The sequence below is a fragment of the Streptomyces antnestii genome (assembly GCF_004005495.1).
GTDB lineage: Bacteria > Actinomycetota > Actinomycetes > Streptomycetales > Streptomycetaceae > Streptomyces > Streptomyces antnestii.
Genome location: NZ_RZYA01000003.1, coordinates 341,147 through 362,361, shown reverse-complemented (window position 1 = coordinate 362,361; position 21,215 = coordinate 341,147). Strand labels below are relative to the sequence as shown.

Genomic DNA, 21,215 nt, shown 5'->3' with positions numbered 1-21,215 from the left:
CAGCCATGCCGAAGTCCCAGCTGTCGAAGAACCGTTCGTCCGTACGGCACAAACTCCGCTACGCCGTACGGCACCCCGAGCGGATCCCGCCCTACCTGCGACGCACCGCGCGGGACACCTGGCTGCGCCTGCGGCACCGCGACCACGTCGCGTACTACCGCGCCGTCATGGCCTCCGACACCGCGCGCAGCCCCGAACTCGCCGTCGGCAGCCGCTCGGAGGACCGCTGGCTGGCGCTCGGGCAGATGCAGTTCGACTACCTGGTCGAACACGGCCTGACACCGCGGGACCGGATGCTGGAGATCGGCTGCGGGAACCTGCGTGCCGGGTGGCGGTTCATCGACCACCTCGAACCCGGCCACTACTACGGGATCGACATCTCGCCGGACATCCTCGTCGAGGCGCAGCGCACCCTCGTCCGCCGGGGCCTGCAGGACCGCCTCGCACATCTGGCCCTGGTGGAGAACCTGACGCTCGACTTCCTGCCCGCGGGCTGGTTCACAGTTGTGCACGCCCACAGCGTCTTCTCGCACTCACCGCTGGACGTGATCGACGAGTGCCTGGCCAACGTCGGGCGGGTGCTGGCTCCGGGCGGCTTTTTCGACTTCACCTACGACCGCACGGAAGGCACCGAACACCAGGTGCTCCGCGAGGACTTCTACTACCGCACCGAGACCCTCCTCGCGCTGGCCGAACGGCATGGCCTGACCGCGCGTTTCATGGACGACTGGGAACGGCGCCCGCACGGCCAGTCGAAGATCAGAGTCACGCACCCGGCAGCGGCCTAGCTTCGCCGGACACGGGCGTCGGCTCCGGTGCCGCTCCCTCTCCAAAGTGAGTAACAGCCGAGACTCACAGTTTGCGTAAGGTCTGGGGCTCGGTCACTCACGACTTACCCCAGGAGTTCCGCCTCGGTGGGCACGACCTCGCGGTTCGACCTGACGCAGCCTTCGTACGACCTGTTCCGCGACAAGAACCTGCAGTCTTCCTCGGTTTCGCCTCGGGGCTCGAAGGCGAACGGCGGTCCAGCATCTTCTACAAGAACGCGCTCGTCTGACGGGTGACTGAGGGGCGGCAGCCTGGGGCGGCGGGCCTGCGGGTCCGGGGCGTCCTGGCGGTCCGGGCCCGTCCCACCAGTCACTGGATTCTCACATCTTCGCAAGAGCATCACATCGTGTGCGCATTGCCTTCGGAAAGGGTAGTTAGCGTTGCCAGGCGCTCGATCTCGCGTGCGAACGCGACCAGATGCCCGGCGTCCCTGCGGCGCAGTCAGCCACAGAAAGATCGCGATGGACTACTGCACTTCGTGTCGGCGAACACTCAACGGGGCCCTCGTGTGCCCGGGTTGTGGCGCCTACGCCCCGGACATCGCCCCGCCGAGCCACCGCGTGCACAGCACCCCGCCGCCCGCATCGGAATGGCGGCCGAACGCCGCCGGGCAGGCTCCCGCGCCCACCATCGGTATGCCGGCCACCGGGATACCGGCCGGCTCCGGCATATCCGCGCCGTCCGGGATGTCCGCGACCGGTGGCACCCCGGCGGTGAACGCGGCCGAGTCGTTCGACGCCTTCGGCGCGTCCCACGCGTTCGGCACCCCGCACGTGCCGTCCCATGCCGCCTCCGGTGGGGTGGCCGCGGCCGGTGCGTTCAGTGTCTCCAACACGTCCACCGTCGTCTCCAGCGCCTCCACGGTCTCCTCCTCCACCGTCTCCTCCTCCGCCGCCGCCCTCGACGAATTCGACGCCTTCGACGCGGCCAAGGCGTTCGACGCGGCCGACGAGGCCGCCACCATGGGGACCGCCGGTTCCGCCGGCGCCTCCTCGGCGTCCGCCGCGGAGAGCGGCGGCCGTGCCGCCCGGCGGCGCAAGCTCGCGCAGTGGAAGAAGAACAAGCGCCGGGCCGTGGCCGCCACGGCCGTCGCCATCGTCGGCGGCGGTCTCACCATCGCCGCGCTGCCGAACACCGCGGGCCGGGACGCGACGCAGGCCTCCTCGGCTCCGGACCCGGTGTCCACGTCGCCGTCCCTGGCCAACACGGACTCCTCGACGGTCACCCCGGAGGACCGGGCCTCGCGGAGCGGCAACGACCGTTCCCACCAGTCCACCGGGCGCCACGCCCGCCCGGCCACCACGCCTCCGCCGGCCGCGTCCACCGTGCCGACGGGCGCCCCGCGCCACGCCGCCCCGGCCCGGACCGCCGCGCCGCACACGGACTCCGCGCCGGCCGCCGCCCCGCACACCGCCGCGCCCGCCGCCCCCGCCCCGCAGACCTCGTCGCCCGCACCGGCCGCCAAGCCCGGCTCGGGTACGAGTACGGGCACGGGATCCGGTTCGGGTTCGGGTACGAGTTCAGGTTCGGGTTCGTCCGGCGGGAAGCAGGCCACTACGCCCGCCCCCGTCCCCTCGACGGCGTCGCCCGACCCCGTCTGCGTGCTCGGCCTGCTCTGCCTCAGCTGAGTACCGCGCAACGACCGAGGCCCGGTCCGGGGTTCTGACCCCCGGACCGGGCCTCCGCGTATACGGCCGTACGCGCGTACGGCCGACCGCGGCTACGCCGCCACCGGCACCCGCACCCGCGCCGACGTCGGCACCCCGTACTTGTGGGCCGGAACCCCCGGCAGGGCGCGGCGGGCCAGGCCCGCGAGCGTGCCGCCGGGGCCGATGTCCAGGAAGTCGGTGCAGTCGAGTTCCTCGTGGAGCGTCGTCAGGGACTCCACCCAGCGGACCCTGCTGACGAGCTGGCGCGTGCTGAGTTCCTGCCACTGGCTGCCGCCGTAGTGCGCGCGGGCGTCGACGTTCGCGACGACCGGCAGCACGCCCGCGGCGAAGTGGGTCAGTTCCAGGGCCCGGCGCAGGGCCGCGCTCGCGGGCTCCATGTACGGGCTGTGGCAGGCGGCCGTCACCGGCAGGACGCTGTAGCGCAGGCCCGATTCCGCCGCGCGTGCCGCCGCCGCGTCGATCGCCGTACGGCTGCCCGCGATCACCGTCTGCTGGGGGCTGTTGTGGTTGGCGACCCACAGGTCGGCGCCCTCCTCGCGGAACGTGTCGACCAGGGCCGAGACCTCGTCGATGCCGCCGCCCATGACGGCGGCCATCCCGCCGGGCCTGCGCCGGGCGACCTCCGCCATGGCGCGGCCGCGCTCGCCGACCAGCCAGGCGCCGTCGGCGACCGACAGGACACCGGCCGCGACGAGTGCCGTGTACTCGCCGAGGCTGTGCCCGGCGACCGCCACCACCCGCGTGTCCGTCTCCTGCCGGCGCAGCTCCGACCACGCGAGCAGCGACGCCGTGAACACCGAGATCTGCGCGTGGTCGGTGCGCGACAGCGTCTCCTGGCCGGCCGTGAGCAGCAGTTCGGCGACGTCGAAGCCGGAGGCCCGGGAGACGGACTCGACGAGCTCCCAGGACTCGGTGTCGCGCCAGGGCTCACCCATCCCGGGCCGCTGGACTCCCTGGCCGGGAAACAGGACGGCGTGACGCGGCGAGGAATCGGACGACTCGTGGAGGTGCGTGGTCATGATCTTCCCTTCCGGTGGTGGTCGAGAGGAATCGTCACGGGTCCCCGCTCAAGCCGTGGAAAAGAATTGCCGTTTTTCCCGGCCTTGAGTCGCGCATTGCCGGCCGCCCCGAATGCTTTTCCCCGGGTGGCGCCATTCAGGTGCCGGTCGGATGGGAGGGCAGGACATGACCACGGTGGTCGAGAAACCCGTCACGCAAGAAGTCACACAAGACGTCGCACCAAGCCCGGACGTCTCCGGGGAGAGTGAGCCGGAGCGGCCCGACAGCGTGCATGTGCGCGTCGAGGAGCTGCGCCGGCTGCGCGCCGAGGTCCACGCGGGGCCCGGGGTGCGGGCGACGCAGGCACAGCACGACCGGGGCAAGCTCACGGCCCGCGAGCGCATCGAACTCCTCCTGGACGAGGGCTCGTTCACGGAACTGGAGCCGCTGCGCCGGCACCGCGCCACCGGCTTCGGCCTGGAGAAGCGCAGGCCGCACACGGACGGTGTGATCACGGGCTGGGGCACGGTCGAGGGCCGTCAGGTCTTCGTCTACGCCCATGACTTCCGGATCTTCGGCGGCGCGCTCGGCGAGTCCCACGCGCAGAAGATCCACAAGCTGATGGATCTCGCCGAGGCGTCCGGCGCGCCCCTGGTCAGCCTCTGCGACGGGGCCGGCGCCCGTATCCAGGAAGGTGTCACGGCGCTCGCCGGGTACGGCGGGATCTTCAGCCGAAACGCCCTGTCGTCCGGGGTGATTCCGCAGATCAGCGTGATCCTCGGGCCGTGTGCGGGAGGCGCCGCGTACTCGCCGGCGCTGACCGACTTCACGTTCATGGTGCGGGGCGTGGCGCAGATGTTCATCACAGGCCCGGACGTCGTGCAGGCGGTCACGGGCGAGCGCGTGAGCATGGACGAGCTGGGCGGCGCCGACGTGCACGCGTCGGTCTCGGGTGTGTCGGCGTTCGCGTACGACGACGAGGTGTCCTGCCTGGAGGACGTGCGGTATCTGCTGTCCTTCCTGCCCTCGAACAACCGGCAGGCGCCGCCCGTGGTGGCCACCGACGATCCGCCGGACCGGCGCACCGACGCGCTCACCGACCTGGTGCCCGCCGACCCGGCCCGGGGTTACGACGTGAAGGCCGTGATCGAGGAACTCGTCGACGACGGCGAGTACTTCGAGATCCAGCCGGACTGGGCGAACAACGTGGTGTGCGCGCTGACCAGGATCGACGGGCACGTCGTCGGCGTCGTCGCGAACCAGCCGATGGCCAGTGCCGGCGTCCTCGACATCAAGGCGAGCGAGAAGGCGGCCCGGTTCGTGTCGCTGTGCGACGCCTTCAACATCCCGCTGGTCACGATGCTCGACGTGCCCGGGTTCCTGCCGGGCGTCGACCAGGAGCACAACGGCATCATCCGGCACGGAGCGAAGCTGCTGTACGCGTACTGCAACGCCACCGTCCCCCGCATCCAGCTGATCCTGCGCAAGGCGTACGGCGGCGCGTACATCGTCATGGACTCGCGTTCCGTGGGCGCCGACCTGTCGTTCGCGTGGCCGACGAACGAGGTGGCGGTGATGGGTGCCGAGGGCGCCGCGAACGTCATCTTCCGGAGGCAGATCGCGGCCGCCGACGATCCGCCCGCGATGCGCGAGCGGATGGTCAAGGAGTACAAGGCCGAGCTGATGCACCCGTACTACGCGGCCGAACGCGGCCTCGTGGACGACGTGATCGAGCCGGGCGAGACACGGGCCGTGCTCGCCAGGTCGCTGGCGATGCTGCGCACGAAGCACCGCGCGCTGCCGCAGCGCAAGCACGGGATCACGCCGCTGTGAGCGGCGCGACGGGCTCCGGGGCGAGCGCCGCGTCCGGCCCCGACGTACTGCGGGAGGCCGCGTTCCATGTGGTGCGCGGCAACCCCACTCCCGCCGAACTCGCCGCGCTCGTCGCGGTGTTGACGGCCACCCTGCGCTCCCGCGCCGACGCCGGCGAGGACACCGTCGTGGCGCCCGCCCGCGCCGAGTGGGACCGCCCCGCCGACAGCTACCGCAGCCCTCTCGCCTGGGCGGCCTGAGTAGGGCCGAAATCGCCTTGAGGCCGCCTTTAGTGAACGCTTTGCCACCCCCCTCGACAATGTATTCAAGGCATCAGGAGGACGAATATGAACACCGAGACCGCTGAAACTCCCGCAGCGAAGACCTGCCTGCCCGGCGCCGCGAATCTCGAATTCATGCGGACCGTGGACCGTTCCCTTCTGCACCGCTGGGCGCTCTCCGAGGTCTTTCTGACCGACAGCCGGCAGACCGGTGAGGACGACTACCTCGCCGCCGCCCAGCTCCCCCCGTCGCACGCCTACTACACCGAGCACACCTCACGCCTCGGTGCCCCCGACCCGATGCTCCTCCTGGAGTGCTGCCGGCAGGCGGAGACGTACGGCGGGCACGAGTTCGCCGGGGTGTCGCGCAAGAGCAAGTTCCTGCTGCGGTCCTGGTCCATGGAGCTGCCGGGCCTGCTCACCCTGCCGGAGGAGGAGACGCCGGGCGAACTGCGGATCTCGGTGCGCACCAGCAACCGGCGCGGCACCCCGGGCGACGTACGCCGGCTGACCTTCGGCATCGACATGAAGCTGGCCAAGCGCTGCCTCGGCTTCGTGAAGATGGACGTGGGCTACATACCCGCCGAGGTCTACGACGCCGTACGCGTCCAGGGCCGCGGCAGGCCACTCGTCCCCTTCAAGGACATCCCCCGCGAGAACGCGCACGTCGCCCCCCACCTCGTCGGCCGCAGCTCCCCCTCGAACGTGGTGCTCGCCTCCGCCACCGTCAACACCGACAACGCGTACGCGACCGTGCGGATCCCGCTCGACAACCGCAGCATGTTCGACCACGGGCAGGACCACGTGCCCGGCATGGTCCTCATGGAGGCCGCGCGGCAGCTGTGCCTGCTCGGCGTCTCCGACCTGTGGGGCGCCTCCGTGAGCCGCACGACCGTCGCCGGCTTCGACTTCGACTTCATGCGCTACGCCGAGCTGGACGCCCCCACCACGGTCCACATCCGCAAGACCGAGCCGTACGCCCACGAGGACAACCTCAGCCTGATGCTGCCGGACCTGCGGACGTTCCACATCGACTTCGAGCAGGACGGCGACGTCATCGCGTCGGGCCGGATGCACACCACGACGTCCGCGGCGGTCAGCGTGCTGCCCGAGGGCGAGGAGTGCCTGTGATCCCGGACCAGGTGTGGGTGTCGGCCTCCCAGTGGCTGCCGCCCACCGCCGAGAAGACGGCCGACGCGCTCGCTGACGGCCGGGTGACGGCCGCCGAGGCCGACGCCATGGGGTACGAGCAACTGCCCGTGTCCGACGGGGAGTCGGCGCCCGAGATGGCCGTACGGGCCGCGCACCGCGCCCTGTCGCGGGTCGGCGCCAGTGCCGAGGACCTGTCCGCCACGCTGCATGCGTGGACCTACTACCAAGGCCACGACTTCTGGTCGCCCGCCCACTACGTGGCCGCCGGGACCGGCGCGCACCGGGCCGTCCCCACCGGCATCCAGCAGATGTGCAACGGCGCGGCGGCCGCCCTGGGCGCCGCGGTGGACCACCTCGCGGCCGGCGAGGACACCGCGCCCGTCCTCGTGACCACCGCGGACCGCTTCGCGGCGCCGGGCTTCGACCGCTGGGCCGGTGACTACGGCGTCTGGTACGGCGACGGCGCCACCGCCGCGGTCGTCGCACGGGCCGCGACCCCCGACGACGTGCCGGAGGGCGCGCTCACCCTGAGCGCCCTGCGGACCCGGGCCGTCCCCGCCCTGGAGACCGCCCACCGCGACGTGGGCACGTTCCATCCGGCACCCCACACGAGCAGCGCCGCCGTGGACGTACGCCGTACCAAGAAGGCGTTCCTCGCCGCGCACGGCAAGCCCGAGTTCCTGGGCCGGCTGCGGCGCGAGACCAGCGAGGTCCTCGCCGACGCCCTGTCCGACGCGGGCATCGGCGGGGACGGCCGGAAGCTGCGCACCGTACTGCTGCCGAGGCTCGGCCGGGCCACCGCCCGCGACGTGTACGGGCCCGCCGTCGCCGACGTCACGGACGCGCCGGTCGCCGACCTGGGCGGCCGCACCGGACACCTCGGTGCCGGTGACCTCCTGTCCAACCTGACCGCCCTGTCCGCGGGCGCGAGCCCCCACCGACTCGAACGCGGTGAGTACGCCGCCGTGCTGAGCGCCGGCGCCGGATTCACCTGGAGCGCCGTCGTGGTGCACCGCCCCTGACCGCCCCAGCGCGTGTCCTAGCCACCGACTCGACGACTCAACGACTCGACGAAAGGCACACCTGTCATGACGATCCCTCTGCGCGAGGGCCCCGGCGGACGACGTCCCGTCCTCGTCGTGGGCGCGGGCCCCGTGGGCCTGGTGCTCGCCACCGAACTGCTCAGCCAGGGCGTTCCGGTGAGACTGATCGACAACTCGGCCGCCGGGCCCGTCCAGCACTCCCGGGCCAGCGTGGTCTGGCCGCGCAGCCTGGAACTCCTCGGCCGCATCGGCGCCGCCCAGGGCGTCGTCGAGTCGGGCAACCGCCTCGACTCCGTGCAGTACTACTCCGACAAGCGGTCCATCGGCGCCATCGAGATGAGCCGGCTCACCGACACCCCGTACCCGTTCGGCGTGGTCATCCCGCAGGACACCACCGAGGCCGTCATCCGCGATCGACTCGCCGCGTACGGCGGTGAGATCGAGTCCGGGACGCTCACCGGCCTCGACACGTCGGGGCCGCGCCCGGTCGCCGACGTGGAGCGCGAGGACGGGCGCGTCGAGCAGATCGAGGCGGACTGGGTGATCGGCGCGGACGGCGCCCGCAGCGCGGTCCGCGAGTTCGCCGGCATCGAACTCCTCGGCACGGGCAACGACGTGCTGTTCGCCATCGGTGACGGTCCGGTCGACGGCGACATGGACCCCCACTCCCTCGTCTACTGCTACTCCCGCACCGGCGCCCTCGGTATCGCGCCGTTCGGCGAAGGGCAGTTCCGGCTCGCGATCAGCGTGCCGGACTGGGACAAGGAGCAGGGCCCGCCGCGCGAGCTGTTCCAGCACTTCCTCGACGAGCGCTCGCCGCGCCCGGGCCTGGTCGGCGAGCTGGACTGGTCGACGATCTTCCGGGCCCGGCGCAGGGTCGCCGAGACGATGCGGGCGGGACGCGTGTTCCTCGCGGGCGACGCCGCCCATGTGTTCAGCGCGGCCGGCGCCCAGGGCATGAACACCGGCATCCAGGACGCCGTCAACCTCGCCTGGAAGCTCGCCGGCGTCGTCAACGGCCACTACGAGCCGGGCATCCTCGACACCTACGACTCCGACCGGCACCTGGCCGCCGAGCGCATCGTCCTGACGACCGCGAAGCAGACCAGCTGGGGCCTGTTCAAGCGGCGCCACGAGATAGTCGCCCGCGACGCCGCCCTGCGCGTGGCCTCGCGCACCGGCCTCCTCCAGCGCTTCGGCGCCCCGCTGATGGCGCAGCACGACGTCAGCTACCGGCCCGCCGAATCCCTGCGCGACACCCTTCCCGGTCTCACCCGCAAGGTCCGCGCCGGCGACCGCCTCCCCGTGTTCGCCGCGCACGGCACGCCCCAGCGGGGCGCCGAGCGCTGGCCCTCGATCGACCCGGCGCGGCTGACGCTGCTGCTGTGGGCGGGCGAGCGGCAGGACTCCGGCTGGGTCGCGAACCGGGACGCGCTGACCGCCGCCGCCCCGGATGGGGTCGCGGTCCAGGACATCTCCGCCTGGCCCGGCTTCGCGCCCCTGCTCGGCAAGGAACCGAAGGCCGTGCTCGTACGGCCGGACGGGCACGTCGCGGCGCTCATCGCGCCCGAACCGGCCGACGTACGGGCGGCGTTGCGCCGCGCGGGCAGCTCCTTCAAGGCCGCCGCGCGCAGCGTGCGGGCCGTGCCGACCGTCCATGAGATCGAGGAGCTGGCCTCATGAGCCGCGCCGCCGTGGTCTGCGGCCTGGGCGGCGCGCTGCCCGCGACCGCCGTCACCAACGAGGAGCTCGCCGCCCAGCTCGACACCTCCGACCAGTGGATCCGTACGCGTACGGGCATCGGCCTGCGCTATGTCGTCGCGCCGGGCGAGTCCACCTCGGACCTGGCCGTCGCCGCCGGGGAACGCGCCCTGGAGTCGGCCCGCAGGAAGGGCGGCGCCGAGGCCGCCGACGTGGACCTGGTGGTGCTCGCGACCAGCACCCCCGACCGGCCCTGCCCCGGCACTGCGCCGGGCGTCGCGCACCGGCTCGGCCTCGGCACGGTCCCCGCGTTCGACGTGGCGGCGGTCTGCACCGGCTTCGTGTACGCCCTCGCCACCGCCGCCTCCATGATCACGGCGGGGGTCGCCGAGCGGGCCCTGGTGATCGGCGCGGACACCTTCTCCACGATCCTCGACCCCGTCGACCGCACCACCCGCGCCATCTTCGGCGACGGGGCGGGAGCGGTGGTCCTGCGGGCCGGCGAGTCCGGCGAACCCGGCGCGCTCCTCGGCTTCGACCTGGGCAGCGACGGCGGCGGCGCCGACCTCATCACCGTGCGGGCCGGCGGCTCCCGCCAGCGCTCGACGGGCGAACCGCCCGCCCCGGGCGACGAGTTCTTCGCCATGGAGGGCCGGCCCGTCTTCACCCAGGCCGTCATCAACATGAGCGAGTCCTCGCAGCGGCTCCTCGACCGGGTCGGCTGGACGCCGGGCGACCTCGACAAGGTCGTGGCCCACCAGGCCAACGTCCGCATCCTGCACGCCGTCGGCGAGCAGCTGGGCCTGGAGGACAAGCAGCTCGTGGTGAACCTGGACCGGGTCGGCAACACCGTCGCCGCCTCGATCCCGCTCGCCCTGTCCGACGCGGCCGCCGGTGGCGATCTCGTACCGGGTCACCGGGTGGTCCTCACGGGCTTCGGCGGCGGCCTCACCTGGGGATCGGCGGCGCTGGTCTGGCCGGACGTCGAACCGGTCACGCAGTCGTGAGCCTGTGCCGCCAAATCCTCAACTCACCTCACACACAACCCCTTTCACAGACACCTCATTTCACAGACAACAGGAGTCAGTCATGACCGCTCTTTCCGTCGAGTTCTCCCTCAAGCACAAGGTTTCCGGCCTCATCAGCGAGAAGTTCGGCCTCGACGAGGCGGAGCTGCTGTCGGGCGCCACGTTCGACGAGCTCGACATCGACTCGCTGATACTCGTCGAGCTCAGCCTGATCCTCCGCAAGGAGATGGGCATCGTCCTGGTCGAGGGCGAGCTCAAGTCGTCCTTCACCCTGGACGAGGCCGTCGCCGTGATCTCCGCGAAGGCGGACCAGGCGTGAGCGGGGTGGCCCGGGGCCGCGGAGTCGCGGTCACCGGTATAGGCCTCGTCACCCCGGCCGGCATCGGCGTCGACGAGAACTGGCGGCGCGTCCTGTCGGGCGTGTCCGCCGCCACCACCGACCCGGAGCTCAGGGGCGAGCGGGTCGACATCTCCTGCCGCGTCCCCGGCTTCGACGCCACGGCCGAACTGGGCCGGCGCAACGCCTGGAAGCTGGACCGGTTCGCGCAGCTCGCCATCGTGAGCGCACGGCAGGCCGTCAAGGACGCGGGGCTCGACTGCGGGTCCTGGGACGGCACCCGCGTCGGCGTCGTCATCGGCAACTCGCTGGGCGGCGTCGCCACCCTGGAGAAGCAGCTGCGGACGTACTTCGAGGGCACGCCCGACGACGTGTCCGCGCTGATGATCCCGATGGGGATGGTCAACATGGTCGCCGGGTACGTGGCCATGGACCAGAAGATCCACGGCCCCAGCCTGGTCACGGCGACCGCCTGCGCGTCCGGGGCGTCCGCCATCGGCACCGCCCGCGAATGGCTGCTCTCCGGCCTGTGCGACGTGGTCCTCGCCGGCGGCACCGAGTCGGCGATCAGCCCGGGCACCCTCAACGGCCTGTCCCGGATGGGCGCCCTGTCGGCCCGCACGGACGACCCGGCCGCGGCGTCCCGCCCCTTCGCCCACGACCGGGACGGCTTCGTGGCCGGTGAGGGCGCGGCCATCCTCGTACTGGAACGCTGCGAGGACGCCACCGCCCGTAACGCGCGGCGCTACGCCGACATCGCCGGGTTCTCGGCGACGTCGGACGCGCACCACGCGACCGCGCCCCACCCGCAGGGCGCGGGCCTGGCCCGGGCCCTGCGGGACGCCCTCAGCGACGCGGGGGTGCTCCCCGACGAGGTGGAGCACGTGAACGCGCACGGCACGTCGACCCCGATGAACGACCTGACCGAGGCCCGCGCCCTGCACTCGGTGCTCGGCGACCGGGCGGCGGTGACCTCCACCAAGGGGGTCACCGGACACACCCTGGCCGCGGCCGGCGCGGTCGAGGCCGCGTACACGGCGCTCGCCCTGCACCACGGCGCGCTGCCGCCCACGGCCAACGTCGACTCGCTCGACCCGTCGATCGACGTCGACATCGACGTGGTGACGGGGCGGGCGCGGCAGAAGAGGATCCAGGTCGCCGCGAGTACGTCGCTGGGGTTCGGGGGGCACAACGCCGCCCTCGTCCTCACCGCCGCCTGAACGGGCCGGGGCACCGGCGCCCCGGCCCGGCACCACCTCAAGTACACGAATTCAAGTAACCACACCAGCAAGGGAGTTCGCGTGAACACGCGACAGCTCGGCAGCACCGGTCCCGCGGTCCACCCCATCGGCCTCGGCTGCATGGGAATGAGCTGGGGATACGCCGAGTCGCTGCGCGACGACGCGGCCTCGGTGGACGTGATCCGCCGCGCGCTCGACGCCGGCCCCGTCCTCCTCGACACCGCCGACGCCTACGGCTCGGGCCACAACGAGACCCTGGTCGGGCGGGCGCTCGCCGGGCGCCGCGACGACGCGGTCGTGGCCACCAAGACCGGCATCGTCGTGGACGACCTCGCCACCCGCACCCTCAGCCGCAACGGCTCCCCCGACCACATCCGGCGCTCGGCCGACGCGTCCCTGCGCCGCCTGGGTGTCGACGTCATCGACCTCTACTACCTGCACCGCGTCGACCCCGAGGTGCCGCTCGCCGAGTCCTGGGGCGCCCTGGCCGACCTGGTGCGCGAGGGCAAGGTCCGCCGTATCGGGCTCTCCGAGGTGACCGTGGACGAGGCGGCCGCCGCGCACGCGGCGCACCCCGTCGCGGCCGTCCAGTCCGAACTGTCCCTGTGGACCCGCGAACCGCTCGACCCGGACACCGGGATCGCCACGTGGTGCGCCGCCAACAGCGCCGCGTTCGTGCCCTTCGCCCCCTTGGGCAGGGGCTTCCTCACCGGCCGCTACACCGGGCCGGACGACTTCGAGGACGGCGACTTCCGCGCCACCAACCCGCGTTTCCAGAGCGAGGCGTTCACCGCGAACCTGCGCATCGTGAAGGCGGTCGAAGAGGTCGCCGCCCGCCACGGCGCCACGGCCGCCCAGGTCGCGCTCGCCTGGACGCTCGCCCAGGGCGACCACGTCGTCCCCATCCCCGGCACCAAGCAGCCGCGCTATCTGGCGGCCAACCTGGCCGCGGCGGACCTGCGCCTCACCTTCCAGGACCTGCGCGACCTGGACGCCGCGCCCGCCGCCACCGGCAGCCGCTACTGATGCCCCCACCCGCGAAGGCAGGAGCAGCACCATGGCCGACCACACCTCCACCACCGCTTCCACTTCTTCCACTTCTTCCATTTCTTCCACCGATGTCTCCCCTCACCGATTCACCGTGGCCGTCGTCGGCCTCGGCGGCACCGGGCTCGCGCTCGCCCGCCGCCTGACCCGCGCGGGGCTCGCCGTCACCGGTATCGACGACGACCCCGCGGCCCTGGTGAGGGCGCTGGCCCTGGACCCCGGCGAGCGGCCCCGCACGCTGACCCGCTTCCCTGCGGGCGTCGCCACGGCCGACCTGGTCATCGAGGCCGTACCGGAACCGCCGGCCCTGAAGCGCCTGGTCCTCGGCTCCCTGCGCGAACACCGCCGGCCCGGCACGCCCGTCCTCACCACGGCGCTGACGACCCCGCTCACCGAGCTGCAGGAGGCGGCGGGCCAGGACCTGTTCGCGCTGCGGTTCCTGCGCGCGGACGCGCTGGACGCCGTCGAACTGGCCCGCGCCCCGCACGCGGGCGACGCGGCCGCCGCCCGCGTCGAGGAGATCCTCACGGCGGCCGGGATCAAGACCCACCGGACCGGCGACCGGGCCGGCTCCCTCGCTCCCGGCCTGCTGTTCGGCCTGCTCAACCAGGCCGCGTGGATGGTCCACGACGGCTACGCCACCGCCGAGGCCGTGGACACCGCGGTCCGGCTCGGCTGCGGCTGGAGCGAGGGCCCCCTCGCCACCCTCGACGCGATCGGCCTGGACACGGCCCGCGACATCCTCACCCGCCTCGGCGACCTCGGCGGCGGCCACCGCGCGCCCGCCCCGGTCCTCGACGAACTGATCGCCCGCGGCGCCCTCGGCGTCAAGACGGGCCAGGGCTTCCACCGTCACGACGACCGGGCCGCCGACGACCGCACGGTCGCGCCCACCGCTCCGCCCGGCTGCAACGTCGTCGTCATCGGCTCGGGCACGATGGCCACCGGCATCGCCGAGTCCTTCGTCCGCGGCGGGTTCCGTACGACGCTGCTCGCCAGGACGGACGAGAAGGCCGCGGCCGCCGCCGAGCGCGTGGACTTCGCACTCCAGCGCAACTCACCGTCCACGGACGCCACTTCAGACGAGAATGCCCCCGCCCGCTGGGTCGCGACGAGTGACCGGTCCGTGCTCGCGACGGCGGACATCGTCGTCGAGGCCGTGGTGGAGGACCTGGACGTCAAGCGGCGGCTCTTCGCCGAGCTGGGCGAGGTGTGCGCGCCGAACACGCTGCTCGCCACGTCCACGTCGAGCCTGCCGGTGAACGCCTGCACCGAACCCGCGGGCCGCCCCGCGCACGTCCTCGGCCTGCACTTCTTCAACCCGGCGCCGCTGATGCCGCTGGTGGAGCTGGTGCCCTGCGAGCGCACCAGCGCCCACACCCTGGCCCGCGCCCGCGCGGTCGCGGAGCGCCTCGGCAAGCGGACGGTGGAATGCGGCGACCGGGCGGGGTTCATCGTCAACGCCCTGCTCTTCCCTTATCTGAACGAGGCCCTGGGCATCCTCGACGCGGGCGACACGACCACGGCGACGCTCGACCTCGCCCTGAAGTCGGTGGGCGGTCAGCCGCTCGGCCCCGTACGTCTGCTGGACACCGTGGGCGCCGATGTGGCCCTGGAGGTGCAGCGGAGGCTGCACGCCGATCCGGCGCTGTGGACACCCGCGCCCGCGCCGCTGCTCGAAGAGCTCGTCGCGGCGGGCCACTTGGGCCGCAAGACGGCCGGCAAGGGAGTGCGCGCGTATCTGACGGCGCGCGCCGCGGCCACCGTCCCCGCCACGGTCGCGGCCTGAGTCAGAGGCCGAACCCGCCCCCGCCCCCGCCCCGCACGGAAGGCACCTCACATGCCCGAAGCCCCCAACACCCCTGCCCACGCGCCGCGTTCGTCCGTCGCCATCGCCTTCTTCGACGTCGACGAGACCCTGATCACCGTCAAGAGCATGTTCCGCTTCCTGGAGTTCCACTACCGCGAACGCGGCCTGCCGCCCTCCGCGTACACGGTGGCGGCGGGTGAGCTGCGGGACCGGGCGGCGGCCGGGGTCTCGCGGGCGGAAACGAACCGCGAGTACTACCGTCTTTTCACGGGCCGGCCGCACCAGGAGCTGTTCGCGCACGGCCGCGCCTGGTTCGACGCGGAGCTGGCGCGCGGCGGCCTGCTGCACCGGCCCGCCGTGGAGGCGCTGCGGCGCCACCGGCGCGAGGGCGCGCTGATCGCCCTGGTGTCCGGCTCGTTCCGGCCCTGTCTGGAGCCGGTGGCCGAGCACCTGGGCGCGGACTTCGTCCTGTGCAGCGAGCCCGAGAGCGTCGGCGGGTTCGTCACCGGCCATCTCGAACGTCCGGTCATCGGCCCGGAGAAGGGCCGGCTCGCGCGCGAGCTGATGGCCCGGCACTCGATCCCCGCCTCACGGGCCGCCGCCTACGGCGATCACGCGTCCGACCTGGACCTTCTGCGGTCGGTGGGCCACCCGGTGGCCGTCGGGGACGACCTCGTCCTCGGGGCCCACGTCACGGAGGCGGGTGGTGCCACGCTGCCCGGGATCGTCAGGACGTCTTCGCGACCGACACCAGAGCGGTGAAGCACAGCTTGTCCTCCTGGTGCATCGTCACCAGGATGCGGGCGCGGCCCTGCTGGTCGTCGGGCAGCGGCTGCGCGTCGACGCGGCAGGGGCTGTCCAGCTCGACGTAGCGGTGGAAGACGGTCTCCATCGCCTCCGTGACGCCCGCTCTGGGGTGCCGGATGGCGCGGGCCGCCTGCTTGGCGGCCTCCAGGAGCAGGATGCCGGGCGCGTGGTCGCTCGGGTGGTCGAAGTACATCGGGTGGTGCGTGTCGACGCGCAGGACCCAGCGGTCGCGCTCGTCGGTGGGTGACAGGACGGCGTCGCGGAACTCCTCGCTCGCCCCGGAGACCGGGGGCGGCAGCGGACGGCTGCGGGCCAGCTCCAGCATCTCCAGGGCGTTGCCGCGCGTGCCGCGCAGGCGCCGGTAGATCGCGGCGGGCTGGATGTTGAACCGGGTGTGGGCGGTGGCGAGTTGCTCGCCGTCGCGCAGGACCGTGATGTCGAGCGAGAGCGCGGAGACGACGCCCCGGCGGCGCACGATGTCGTAGCACTTGATGTGCAGCCGGGGCCGCCCGGCCGCGCCGCCGGCGCGCAGTGCGTCAAGTCCGAGGGCGTAGCGGTACTCGTCCCACAGCAGGTGGTGGCCGAAGGGCACGTCGTAGCCGGCGTGCGCGAGCAGCGGGAACGTCTGCCGGATCGTCTCGGTGAGCAGCACCGCGTCGTCGCGGCGGCTGTCGTGGGTGCTCATCAGGCGGCTGGTGTCCGTCCAGTCCGCGGTGATCAGGAACTCGTCCTGGCCGACCCGCGCGATGTCCGTGAGGAGCACCTGCGAGGCGTCGTGCTTGTGGACGAGTTCCTTGGTGACGCGAGCAGGTATCGAAGTGATCGTCGAAGCCATGTCGTTCATCGTTGATCCCCCTGTGAGTGTGCGCTGTCGTGCGCTGCCCCCGACGCGGTAGCGGATCCGCGCCACAGCCAGTAACATAGAGGGCGTTCTTTTTTTTGTCGAGACCGGGACGTGGCATGGCAGCACCGAAACAGGAACGCGCACTTCAGACCAGGGAGCAGCTCCTGAGGGCTGCGGCCGAGGTCTTCGACGAGTACGGCTATGCCGGTGCGGGGATCAACAAGATTCTCCAGCGGGCGGGCGTCACGGCGGGGGCGCTTTACTTCCACTTCAAGAACAAGCAGGACCTCGCCCTCGAGGTGATGCACGCCCAGCGCAACACCATCGAGCCGCACGTGCCGTCCACAGGCCTGCAGCGCCTGGTGGACATCACCCTCATCTGGTCGCACTCGCTCCAGGCCGATCCGCTGCTGCGGGCGGGCGTGCGCCTCACCGGCGAGCAGGCCAGCTTCGGCCTCCAGGACGCGTCCCCGTACGCGGTCTGGGCGCGCAGCTTCGAGGAGTGCCTCGAAGTGGCCCGCGAGGGTGGCGAGTTGCGCGACCACGTCGAGATCGCCGAGCTCGCCGAGTTCGTCGTCGGCGCGTGTACCGGCATGCAGGAGTACGCGCAGGTCGTCTCCAAGCGGGCCGACCTGCCGCGGCGCACGGTGAACATGTGGAAGCTGCTACTGCCGGGCGTCGCCACCGACACGACCCTCACCGCGATCGAGAACAGCCAGGAGCGCGCCATGTCCCTGTGGACCGGCCTGGGCGCGCACGACAACGTGCACGAGAACGCGCACGACAAGGGGAGCGACAAGGGGAGCGAAGATGACTGACGGGCCTCGCCGCCTGCGGCTCGCCGCCGTGAACATCGACGGCGTCCTGCTCAACGACACGTTCAGTCCGCTGATCCACCAGTTCGTCATCCGGCGCGGCGGCACCTACTCCGCCGACGTGGAGCGCCGGGTGTTCTCGCAGCGCCAGGCCGTCGCGGGCCAGGCCATGGCGGACTCCGTGCCGCAGGACCTGACGGGACAGCAGGCCCTGGAGGCGTACTTCGAGGAGCGCGCCGCCTACCTCACCGACCACCCGGTCGAGATCATGGACGGCGCGGCCGGACTGCTCCGGCGGCTGCGCGCCGCGGGCCTGCCGGCGGTCTGCTACGGCGGCCTCGACAAGTCGCACTTCGACGAGCATCTCGGCGCGTACGCCGACCTGTTCACCGCCCCGCACTACATCTGCACGAACGACGTGCGGCCGGGCCTTAAGGAGATCACCGCGCACTTCGGCCTCGACCACGGCGAGGTGCTGTTCATCGACGACGTGGCGCGCGTCGCCGAGGCCGCCAGGGCGCTCGACGTGCCGTTCATCGGCCACCCCAGCACCTTCGAGCACAGCCACCAGGCGGAGCTGATGCGCGAGACCGGGGTACGCCACCTCGTCGGCTCCCTGCACGAGATCGACGACGCCCTGCTGCGCACCCTGGACGAGGAGGCGGCGGCGGGCACGGTGTGGACGGCGGCCCGCAGCGTGGGCGCATGAGACGCCCCTGATGGTCGTGTGAGACACCCCTGATGAGTGTGTGAGACACCGCTGATGGACGTGTGCGCTCCGGCCGGAGCGCACACGCCACCGGGCGAACAGGGGTCAGACGGCCAGGACGCCGCCGTCGACGGGCACCGTCGCGCCCGTCACGAAGGACGACGCGTCGCTGCACAGCCACATCGCCGCCTCGGCCACCTCGACCGGATCGGCGAAGCGCGGCTGCACGGCCCGCGCGAAGAACGTCTCCTCGATGCCGGGCGCCTGGTCGACGACGGACTCCATCATCTCGGTCAACGTGGCGCCCACGGCAAGGGCGTTGACGCGGATACCGCGTGTGCCGTACTCGGCGGCGGCCGCCTTCGTCAGGCCGATCACCGCGTGCTTCGCGGCGACATAGGGGGCGCCGACCCCGGTGGCGATGAGGCCCGCCGTGCTCGCCGTGTTCACGATCGAGCCGCCGCCGGTGGCCAGCATGGCCCTGATCTGGTGGCGCAGGCAGTTCCACACGCCCCGTACGTTCACGTCCATCACGGCGTCGAAGTCGTCGTCCGCCGTCTCGTGCAGGTCCTGTCCGAGCGTGGCGTGGCCCGCGTTGTTGAAGGCGGCGTCCAGCCTGCCGAAGCGTTCCACCGCGGTGGCGACGGCCCGCTCGACGTCCTCGGAGCGGCGCACGTCCCCGGCGACGGCGACGGCTCTGCCGCCGCCGGCCTCTATCTCCTCGACCAGCGCGTCGAGTTGGTGCTGTCTGCGGGCCATCAGGACCACGGGGGCGTTCCGGCCGCCGAACAGGCGCGCCGCTGCCGCGCCGATGCCCGAAGAGGCCCCCGTGATCATCACTACCCGGCCGTCCATGTCACGTACGTCCTTGGTCATGACGGGCAGTCAAGCAGGTGCGGGAGAAGGCCGGGAGACGGCGTCTCACGCCTCGGGCCGACCGACCTGCCAAGAACGTTCCGGGCTCGCTTCCGTGGAGTGTTCTTGGGAAAGTCTTGACCTACGGTAGGCCCATGGCACGCCAGGAGAGAGCAGAACAGACCCGGCGCCGGCTCATCGAGGCCGCTGCCGCCGAGTTCGCCGCGCACGGGTACGCCGGCACCTCGCTGCTCGGGATCGTCAAGTCGGCCGGGGTCACCATGGGCGCCCTGACCTTCCACTTCGCGTCGAAGTCCGCGCTGGCCGACGCCGTCCAGGAGGCCGGCGCCGCCGCCACCCGCGCGGTCCTTCACGACGACAGGCCCGGCGGCCGCACCCCGGGGCTCGAGGACGTGCTCGGCGACACCATGTCCCTCGCCGCCGCCCTGGAGACCACCCCCAGCATCAGGGCCGCCGCCCGCTTCACCCGCGAGGGCCGCGACGCCGACTCCAACTGGTACGCGGCCTGGGTCCCGCACGTGCGCGCGGGCCTGGAGCGCGGCTGGCCCGACGACTGCCCCGGCTCCGGCCTCACCCCCGTGTCGGCCGCGGCCCTGCTCACGTACGTCATGGCCGGGGTCGAGGCCACGACGGCGGCGCATGGCGCACTGCGGGAGGCGTCGGGCGGCGACGACCCCCGGGACGACCTCGCGCGGGCACTCCAGGCCCTGACCGCGCTCGCCGGCGCCGCCGGATAGCCCCCAGCCGGATCCCCCGACAGATCCACTGAACGCATCGTTCCGGGCACGCACCGTACGCGGGGTGCGTGCCCGTTCGCGTGCAGTCCCGCCGCTTCACGTAAATCTTCGGCGCCTCCCCCACATCCGAGGTCGCCCCCTCTTCCCAGCTCAGAGCGCCCGCGGGCCGCCCTCGCCGCTTCCCCCGCCCCCGACCTCCCGGAGAACCGGGCTAGAAAAATAGAGAACGTTCGCTATATTTTCTGGGCGGCCACGTCGCGGGAGAGGAGCCCACCCATGGACCGGACGTCCGACACCAGCACGCGCACCGTCTGCACGGCCTCCGCGCCGGCCGTGCACCGGCTCTTCGCCCACCTGCCACGCGCCGACCAGCGCCGGTGGGCCGAGGTCTATGTGAAGGGCCTGCTCACCACCCCCGGCAAGAAGTCCGTACGGCGGATGGCGGCCTCCGTCACCCCGTCCCCGACGGCCTCCCAGTCACTCCAGCAGTTCGTCAACGTCAGCCCCTGGGAATGGCGGCCCGTCCGCGCCGAACTCACCCGGTGGGTCGCCGCCCACACACCCGTACACGCCTGGACCGTGGCCCCCGTGGTCATCCCCAAGCGGGGCAGCCTCGCCGCCGGGGTCCACCGGCGCTTCGTGCCCGCACTCGGCCGCACCGTCAACTGCCAGCTCGCACTAGGGGCGTTCCTGACCACCGGACTCGGCGACGTCTCCGTGGACTGGCGGCTCTACCTGCCTCACCCCTGGGTCGGCGACAGCCGGCTGCGCGAGCAGGCCCGGATCCCGGACACCACCGGCTACACCGACACCGCCGGACTCTGCCTCGACCTGCTCGACCGGCTCGCGCGGACCACCCGCCGGGCCCCCGTCGTCATCGACCCCGAAGGCCACCTGGATGCCGAACCACTCGTCGCGGGCCTGGAGGAACGCGGCCACGACTGGATCGTCGCGGTCCCCGACACCCTCCGCCTCGCCCTCGCACCCGAGCACGGCCCGGCCCCCCGGCCACCCCTGGAGACCGTACGCACCCTCGTGCGCCGGCACGCCTCCCCCCGGAGCCGCGCGATGGACGACGCGGCGGGCCCGCGGCTCGGCGCCCTGTCCACCGTCGTCCCGCTGCCCGGCGGCGACCGCACCTGTCAGCTGGTCGGCGAATGGACGACGTCGTCCACGCGGCCCGACCGCACCTGGCTGACCAACCTGTCCGCCGACCGGCACTCCCAGGCGGCCGCGCTCATCACGTCGCGCGCCGCCGCACGGGCCGGCGCCGCCGAGACCGAACTGGGGCTGCACGACTTCGCCGGCCGCTCCTACGCCGGCTGGCACCGCCACGCGACGCTCGTCTCCGCCGCGTCCGCCCAGCGCAGGCTCTGCCACGACGCGGGCCCGCGCACCCATCCCGCACCGTAGGACCTCCCGCAGCGCCGCAGGAGTCCCGAGCGACCTGTCAGTCAAGCCACCCGCCGTCCGCCGAC

General features: G+C 72.5%; 20 protein-coding genes. 17 read left to right on the top strand and 3 right to left on the bottom strand.

Annotated elements, in window-relative coordinates; all coding sequences use genetic code 11:
- Nucleotides 1–5 precede the first annotated feature (5 nt).
- Nucleotides 6–788, top strand: a complete 783-nt coding sequence (locus EOT10_RS09540) for a class I SAM-dependent methyltransferase (RefSeq protein WP_127827656.1) — start codon at nucleotides 6–8, stop codon at nucleotides 786–788.
- 501 nt (nucleotides 789–1,289) lie between these two features.
- Nucleotides 1,290–2,456, top strand: coding sequence for an SCO2400 family protein (locus tag EOT10_RS41225; protein WP_431313268.1), 1,167 nt, complete (start codon nucleotides 1,290–1,292; stop codon nucleotides 2,454–2,456).
- 92 nt (nucleotides 2,457–2,548) lie between these two features.
- On the opposite strand, the gene EOT10_RS09530 is transcribed toward EOT10_RS41225, so the two are convergent.
- Nucleotides 2,549–3,517, bottom strand: a complete 969-nt coding sequence (locus EOT10_RS09530) for an ACP S-malonyltransferase (protein WP_127827654.1) — start codon at nucleotides 3,515–3,517, stop codon at nucleotides 2,549–2,551.
- Nucleotides 3,518–3,683: 166 nt separating this feature from the next.
- On the opposite strand from EOT10_RS09530, the gene EOT10_RS09525 reads away from it, so the two are divergent.
- The 11 genes from EOT10_RS09525 to EOT10_RS09475 all read left to right on the top strand — a co-directional run bounded on the left by EOT10_RS09525 (nucleotide 3,684) and on the right by EOT10_RS09475 (nucleotide 15,711).
- Complete coding sequence (locus EOT10_RS09525; protein ID WP_127827653.1) at nucleotides 3,684–5,330, top strand: acyl-CoA carboxylase subunit beta; 1,647 nt, start codon at nucleotides 3,684–3,686, stop codon at nucleotides 5,328–5,330.
- A complete protein-coding gene (locus tag EOT10_RS09520; protein ID WP_127827652.1) occupies nucleotides 5,327–5,569 on the top strand; it encodes an acyl-CoA carboxylase subunit epsilon in 243 nt (80 codons plus the stop codon). The genes EOT10_RS09525 and EOT10_RS09520 overlap by 4 nt, the downstream gene beginning before the upstream one ends.
- 87 nt (nucleotides 5,570–5,656) lie before the next feature.
- Entirely contained in the window at nucleotides 5,657–6,721 is a 1,065-nt protein-coding gene (locus tag EOT10_RS09515) for an AfsA-related hotdog domain-containing protein (RefSeq protein WP_127827651.1), read from the top strand.
- Nucleotides 6,718–7,764, top strand: coding sequence for a beta-ketoacyl-[acyl-carrier-protein] synthase family protein (locus tag EOT10_RS09510; RefSeq protein WP_127827650.1), 1,047 nt, complete (start codon nucleotides 6,718–6,720; stop codon nucleotides 7,762–7,764). Before EOT10_RS09515 ends, EOT10_RS09510 begins: the two co-directional genes overlap by 4 nt.
- A 66-nt stretch (nucleotides 7,765–7,830) precedes the next feature.
- Nucleotides 7,831–9,468: an FAD-dependent monooxygenase gene (locus EOT10_RS09505; protein WP_127827649.1), complete on the top strand. Its 1,638-nt coding sequence runs from the start codon at nucleotides 7,831–7,833 to the stop codon at nucleotides 9,466–9,468.
- Nucleotides 9,465–10,493, top strand: coding sequence for a beta-ketoacyl-ACP synthase III (locus tag EOT10_RS09500; RefSeq protein WP_127827648.1), 1,029 nt, complete (start codon nucleotides 9,465–9,467; stop codon nucleotides 10,491–10,493). Before EOT10_RS09505 ends, EOT10_RS09500 begins: the two co-directional genes overlap by 4 nt.
- Nucleotides 10,494–10,575: 82 nt before the next feature.
- Complete coding sequence (locus EOT10_RS09495) at nucleotides 10,576–10,833, top strand: acyl carrier protein (protein WP_127827647.1); 258 nt, start codon at nucleotides 10,576–10,578, stop codon at nucleotides 10,831–10,833.
- A gap of 5 nt (nucleotides 10,834–10,838) precedes the next feature.
- Nucleotides 10,839–12,071, top strand: a complete 1,233-nt coding sequence (locus EOT10_RS09490) for a beta-ketoacyl-[acyl-carrier-protein] synthase family protein (protein WP_127827829.1) — start codon at nucleotides 10,839–10,841, stop codon at nucleotides 12,069–12,071.
- Between the two features lie 81 nt (nucleotides 12,072–12,152).
- A complete protein-coding gene (locus tag EOT10_RS09485; protein WP_127827646.1) occupies nucleotides 12,153–13,118 on the top strand; it encodes an aldo/keto reductase in 966 nt (321 codons plus the stop codon).
- 115 nt (nucleotides 13,119–13,233) lie between these two features.
- A complete protein-coding gene (locus tag EOT10_RS09480; protein ID WP_189491358.1) occupies nucleotides 13,234–14,928 on the top strand; it encodes a 3-hydroxyacyl-CoA dehydrogenase family protein in 1,695 nt (564 codons plus the stop codon).
- A gap of 51 nt (nucleotides 14,929–14,979) precedes the next feature.
- Nucleotides 14,980–15,711, top strand: a complete 732-nt coding sequence (locus tag EOT10_RS09475) for an HAD family hydrolase (RefSeq protein WP_127827644.1) — start codon at nucleotides 14,980–14,982, stop codon at nucleotides 15,709–15,711.
- Here EOT10_RS09475 and EOT10_RS09470 read toward each other — a convergent pair.
- Nucleotides 15,677–16,591 carry a ScbA/BarX family gamma-butyrolactone biosynthesis protein gene (locus EOT10_RS09470; RefSeq protein ID WP_189491355.1) on the bottom strand — a complete coding sequence of 305 codons (915 nt, stop codon included), beginning with the start codon at nucleotides 16,589–16,591 and terminating at the stop codon, nucleotides 15,677–15,679. The two genes, EOT10_RS09475 and EOT10_RS09470, sit on opposite strands and share 35 nt — an antisense overlap.
- Before the next feature lie 125 nt (nucleotides 16,592–16,716).
- Between EOT10_RS09470 and EOT10_RS09465 the strand changes: the two genes are divergently transcribed.
- Nucleotides 16,717–17,418 carry a ScbR family autoregulator-binding transcription factor gene (locus EOT10_RS09465; RefSeq protein ID WP_127827642.1) on the top strand — a complete coding sequence of 234 codons (702 nt, stop codon included), beginning with the start codon at nucleotides 16,717–16,719 and terminating at the stop codon, nucleotides 17,416–17,418.
- Nucleotides 17,411–18,124 carry an HAD family hydrolase gene (locus EOT10_RS09460; protein WP_127827641.1) on the top strand — a complete coding sequence of 238 codons (714 nt, stop codon included), beginning with the start codon at nucleotides 17,411–17,413 and terminating at the stop codon, nucleotides 18,122–18,124. The genes EOT10_RS09465 and EOT10_RS09460 overlap by 8 nt, the downstream gene beginning before the upstream one ends.
- A gap of 105 nt (nucleotides 18,125–18,229) precedes the next feature.
- On the opposite strand, the gene EOT10_RS09455 is transcribed toward EOT10_RS09460, so the two are convergent.
- Complete coding sequence (locus tag EOT10_RS09455) at nucleotides 18,230–19,000, bottom strand: SDR family NAD(P)-dependent oxidoreductase (protein WP_127827640.1); 771 nt, start codon at nucleotides 18,998–19,000, stop codon at nucleotides 18,230–18,232.
- Nucleotides 19,001–19,134: 134 nt separating this feature from the next.
- Here EOT10_RS09455 and EOT10_RS09450 point away from each other — a divergent pair, with 134 nt between their 5' ends.
- Entirely contained in the window at nucleotides 19,135–19,737 is a 603-nt protein-coding gene (locus tag EOT10_RS09450) for a TetR/AcrR family transcriptional regulator (protein ID WP_127827639.1), read from the top strand.
- A 276-nt stretch (nucleotides 19,738–20,013) separates the two neighbouring features.
- Nucleotides 20,014–21,150: an IS701 family transposase gene (locus EOT10_RS09445; RefSeq protein WP_127827638.1), complete on the top strand. Its 1,137-nt coding sequence runs from the start codon at nucleotides 20,014–20,016 to the stop codon at nucleotides 21,148–21,150.
- Nucleotides 21,151–21,215: the final 65 nt, after the last annotated feature.

What these genes read in the sequence shown, in the direction of transcription:
- EOT10_RS09530 (WP_127827654.1), bottom strand. Translation starts at nt 3,517, where the DNA reads ATGACCACGCACCTCCACGAGTCGTCCGATTCCTCGCCGCGTCACGCC.
- EOT10_RS41225 (WP_431313268.1), top strand. Translation starts at nt 1,290, where the DNA reads ATGGACTACTGCACTTCGTGTCGGCGAACACTCAACGGGGCCCTCGTG.
- EOT10_RS09525 (WP_127827653.1), top strand. Translation starts at nt 3,684, where the DNA reads ATGACCACGGTGGTCGAGAAACCCGTCACGCAAGAAGTCACACAAGAC.
- EOT10_RS09460 (WP_127827641.1), top strand. Translation starts at nt 17,411, where the DNA reads ATGACTGACGGGCCTCGCCGCCTGCGGCTCGCCGCCGTGAACATCGAC.
- EOT10_RS09505 (WP_127827649.1), top strand. Translation starts at nt 7,831, where the DNA reads ATGACGATCCCTCTGCGCGAGGGCCCCGGCGGACGACGTCCCGTCCTC.
- EOT10_RS09450 (WP_127827639.1), top strand. Translation starts at nt 19,135, where the DNA reads ATGGCACGCCAGGAGAGAGCAGAACAGACCCGGCGCCGGCTCATCGAG.
- EOT10_RS09455 (WP_127827640.1), bottom strand. Translation starts at nt 19,000, where the DNA reads ATGACCAAGGACGTACGTGACATGGACGGCCGGGTAGTGATGATCACG.
- EOT10_RS09540 (WP_127827656.1), top strand. Translation starts at nt 6, where the DNA reads ATGCCGAAGTCCCAGCTGTCGAAGAACCGTTCGTCCGTACGGCACAAA.
- EOT10_RS09495 (WP_127827647.1), top strand. Translation starts at nt 10,576, where the DNA reads ATGACCGCTCTTTCCGTCGAGTTCTCCCTCAAGCACAAGGTTTCCGGC.
- EOT10_RS09515 (WP_127827651.1), top strand. Translation starts at nt 5,657, where the DNA reads ATGAACACCGAGACCGCTGAAACTCCCGCAGCGAAGACCTGCCTGCCC.
- EOT10_RS09500 (WP_127827648.1), top strand. Translation starts at nt 9,465, where the DNA reads ATGAGCCGCGCCGCCGTGGTCTGCGGCCTGGGCGGCGCGCTGCCCGCG.
- EOT10_RS09465 (WP_127827642.1), top strand. Translation starts at nt 16,717, where the DNA reads ATGGCAGCACCGAAACAGGAACGCGCACTTCAGACCAGGGAGCAGCTC.
- EOT10_RS09470 (WP_189491355.1), bottom strand. Translation starts at nt 16,591, where the DNA reads ATGGCTTCGACGATCACTTCGATACCTGCTCGCGTCACCAAGGAACTC.
- EOT10_RS09475 (WP_127827644.1), top strand. Translation starts at nt 14,980, where the DNA reads ATGCCCGAAGCCCCCAACACCCCTGCCCACGCGCCGCGTTCGTCCGTC.
- EOT10_RS09445 (WP_127827638.1), top strand. Translation starts at nt 20,014, where the DNA reads ATGGACCGGACGTCCGACACCAGCACGCGCACCGTCTGCACGGCCTCC.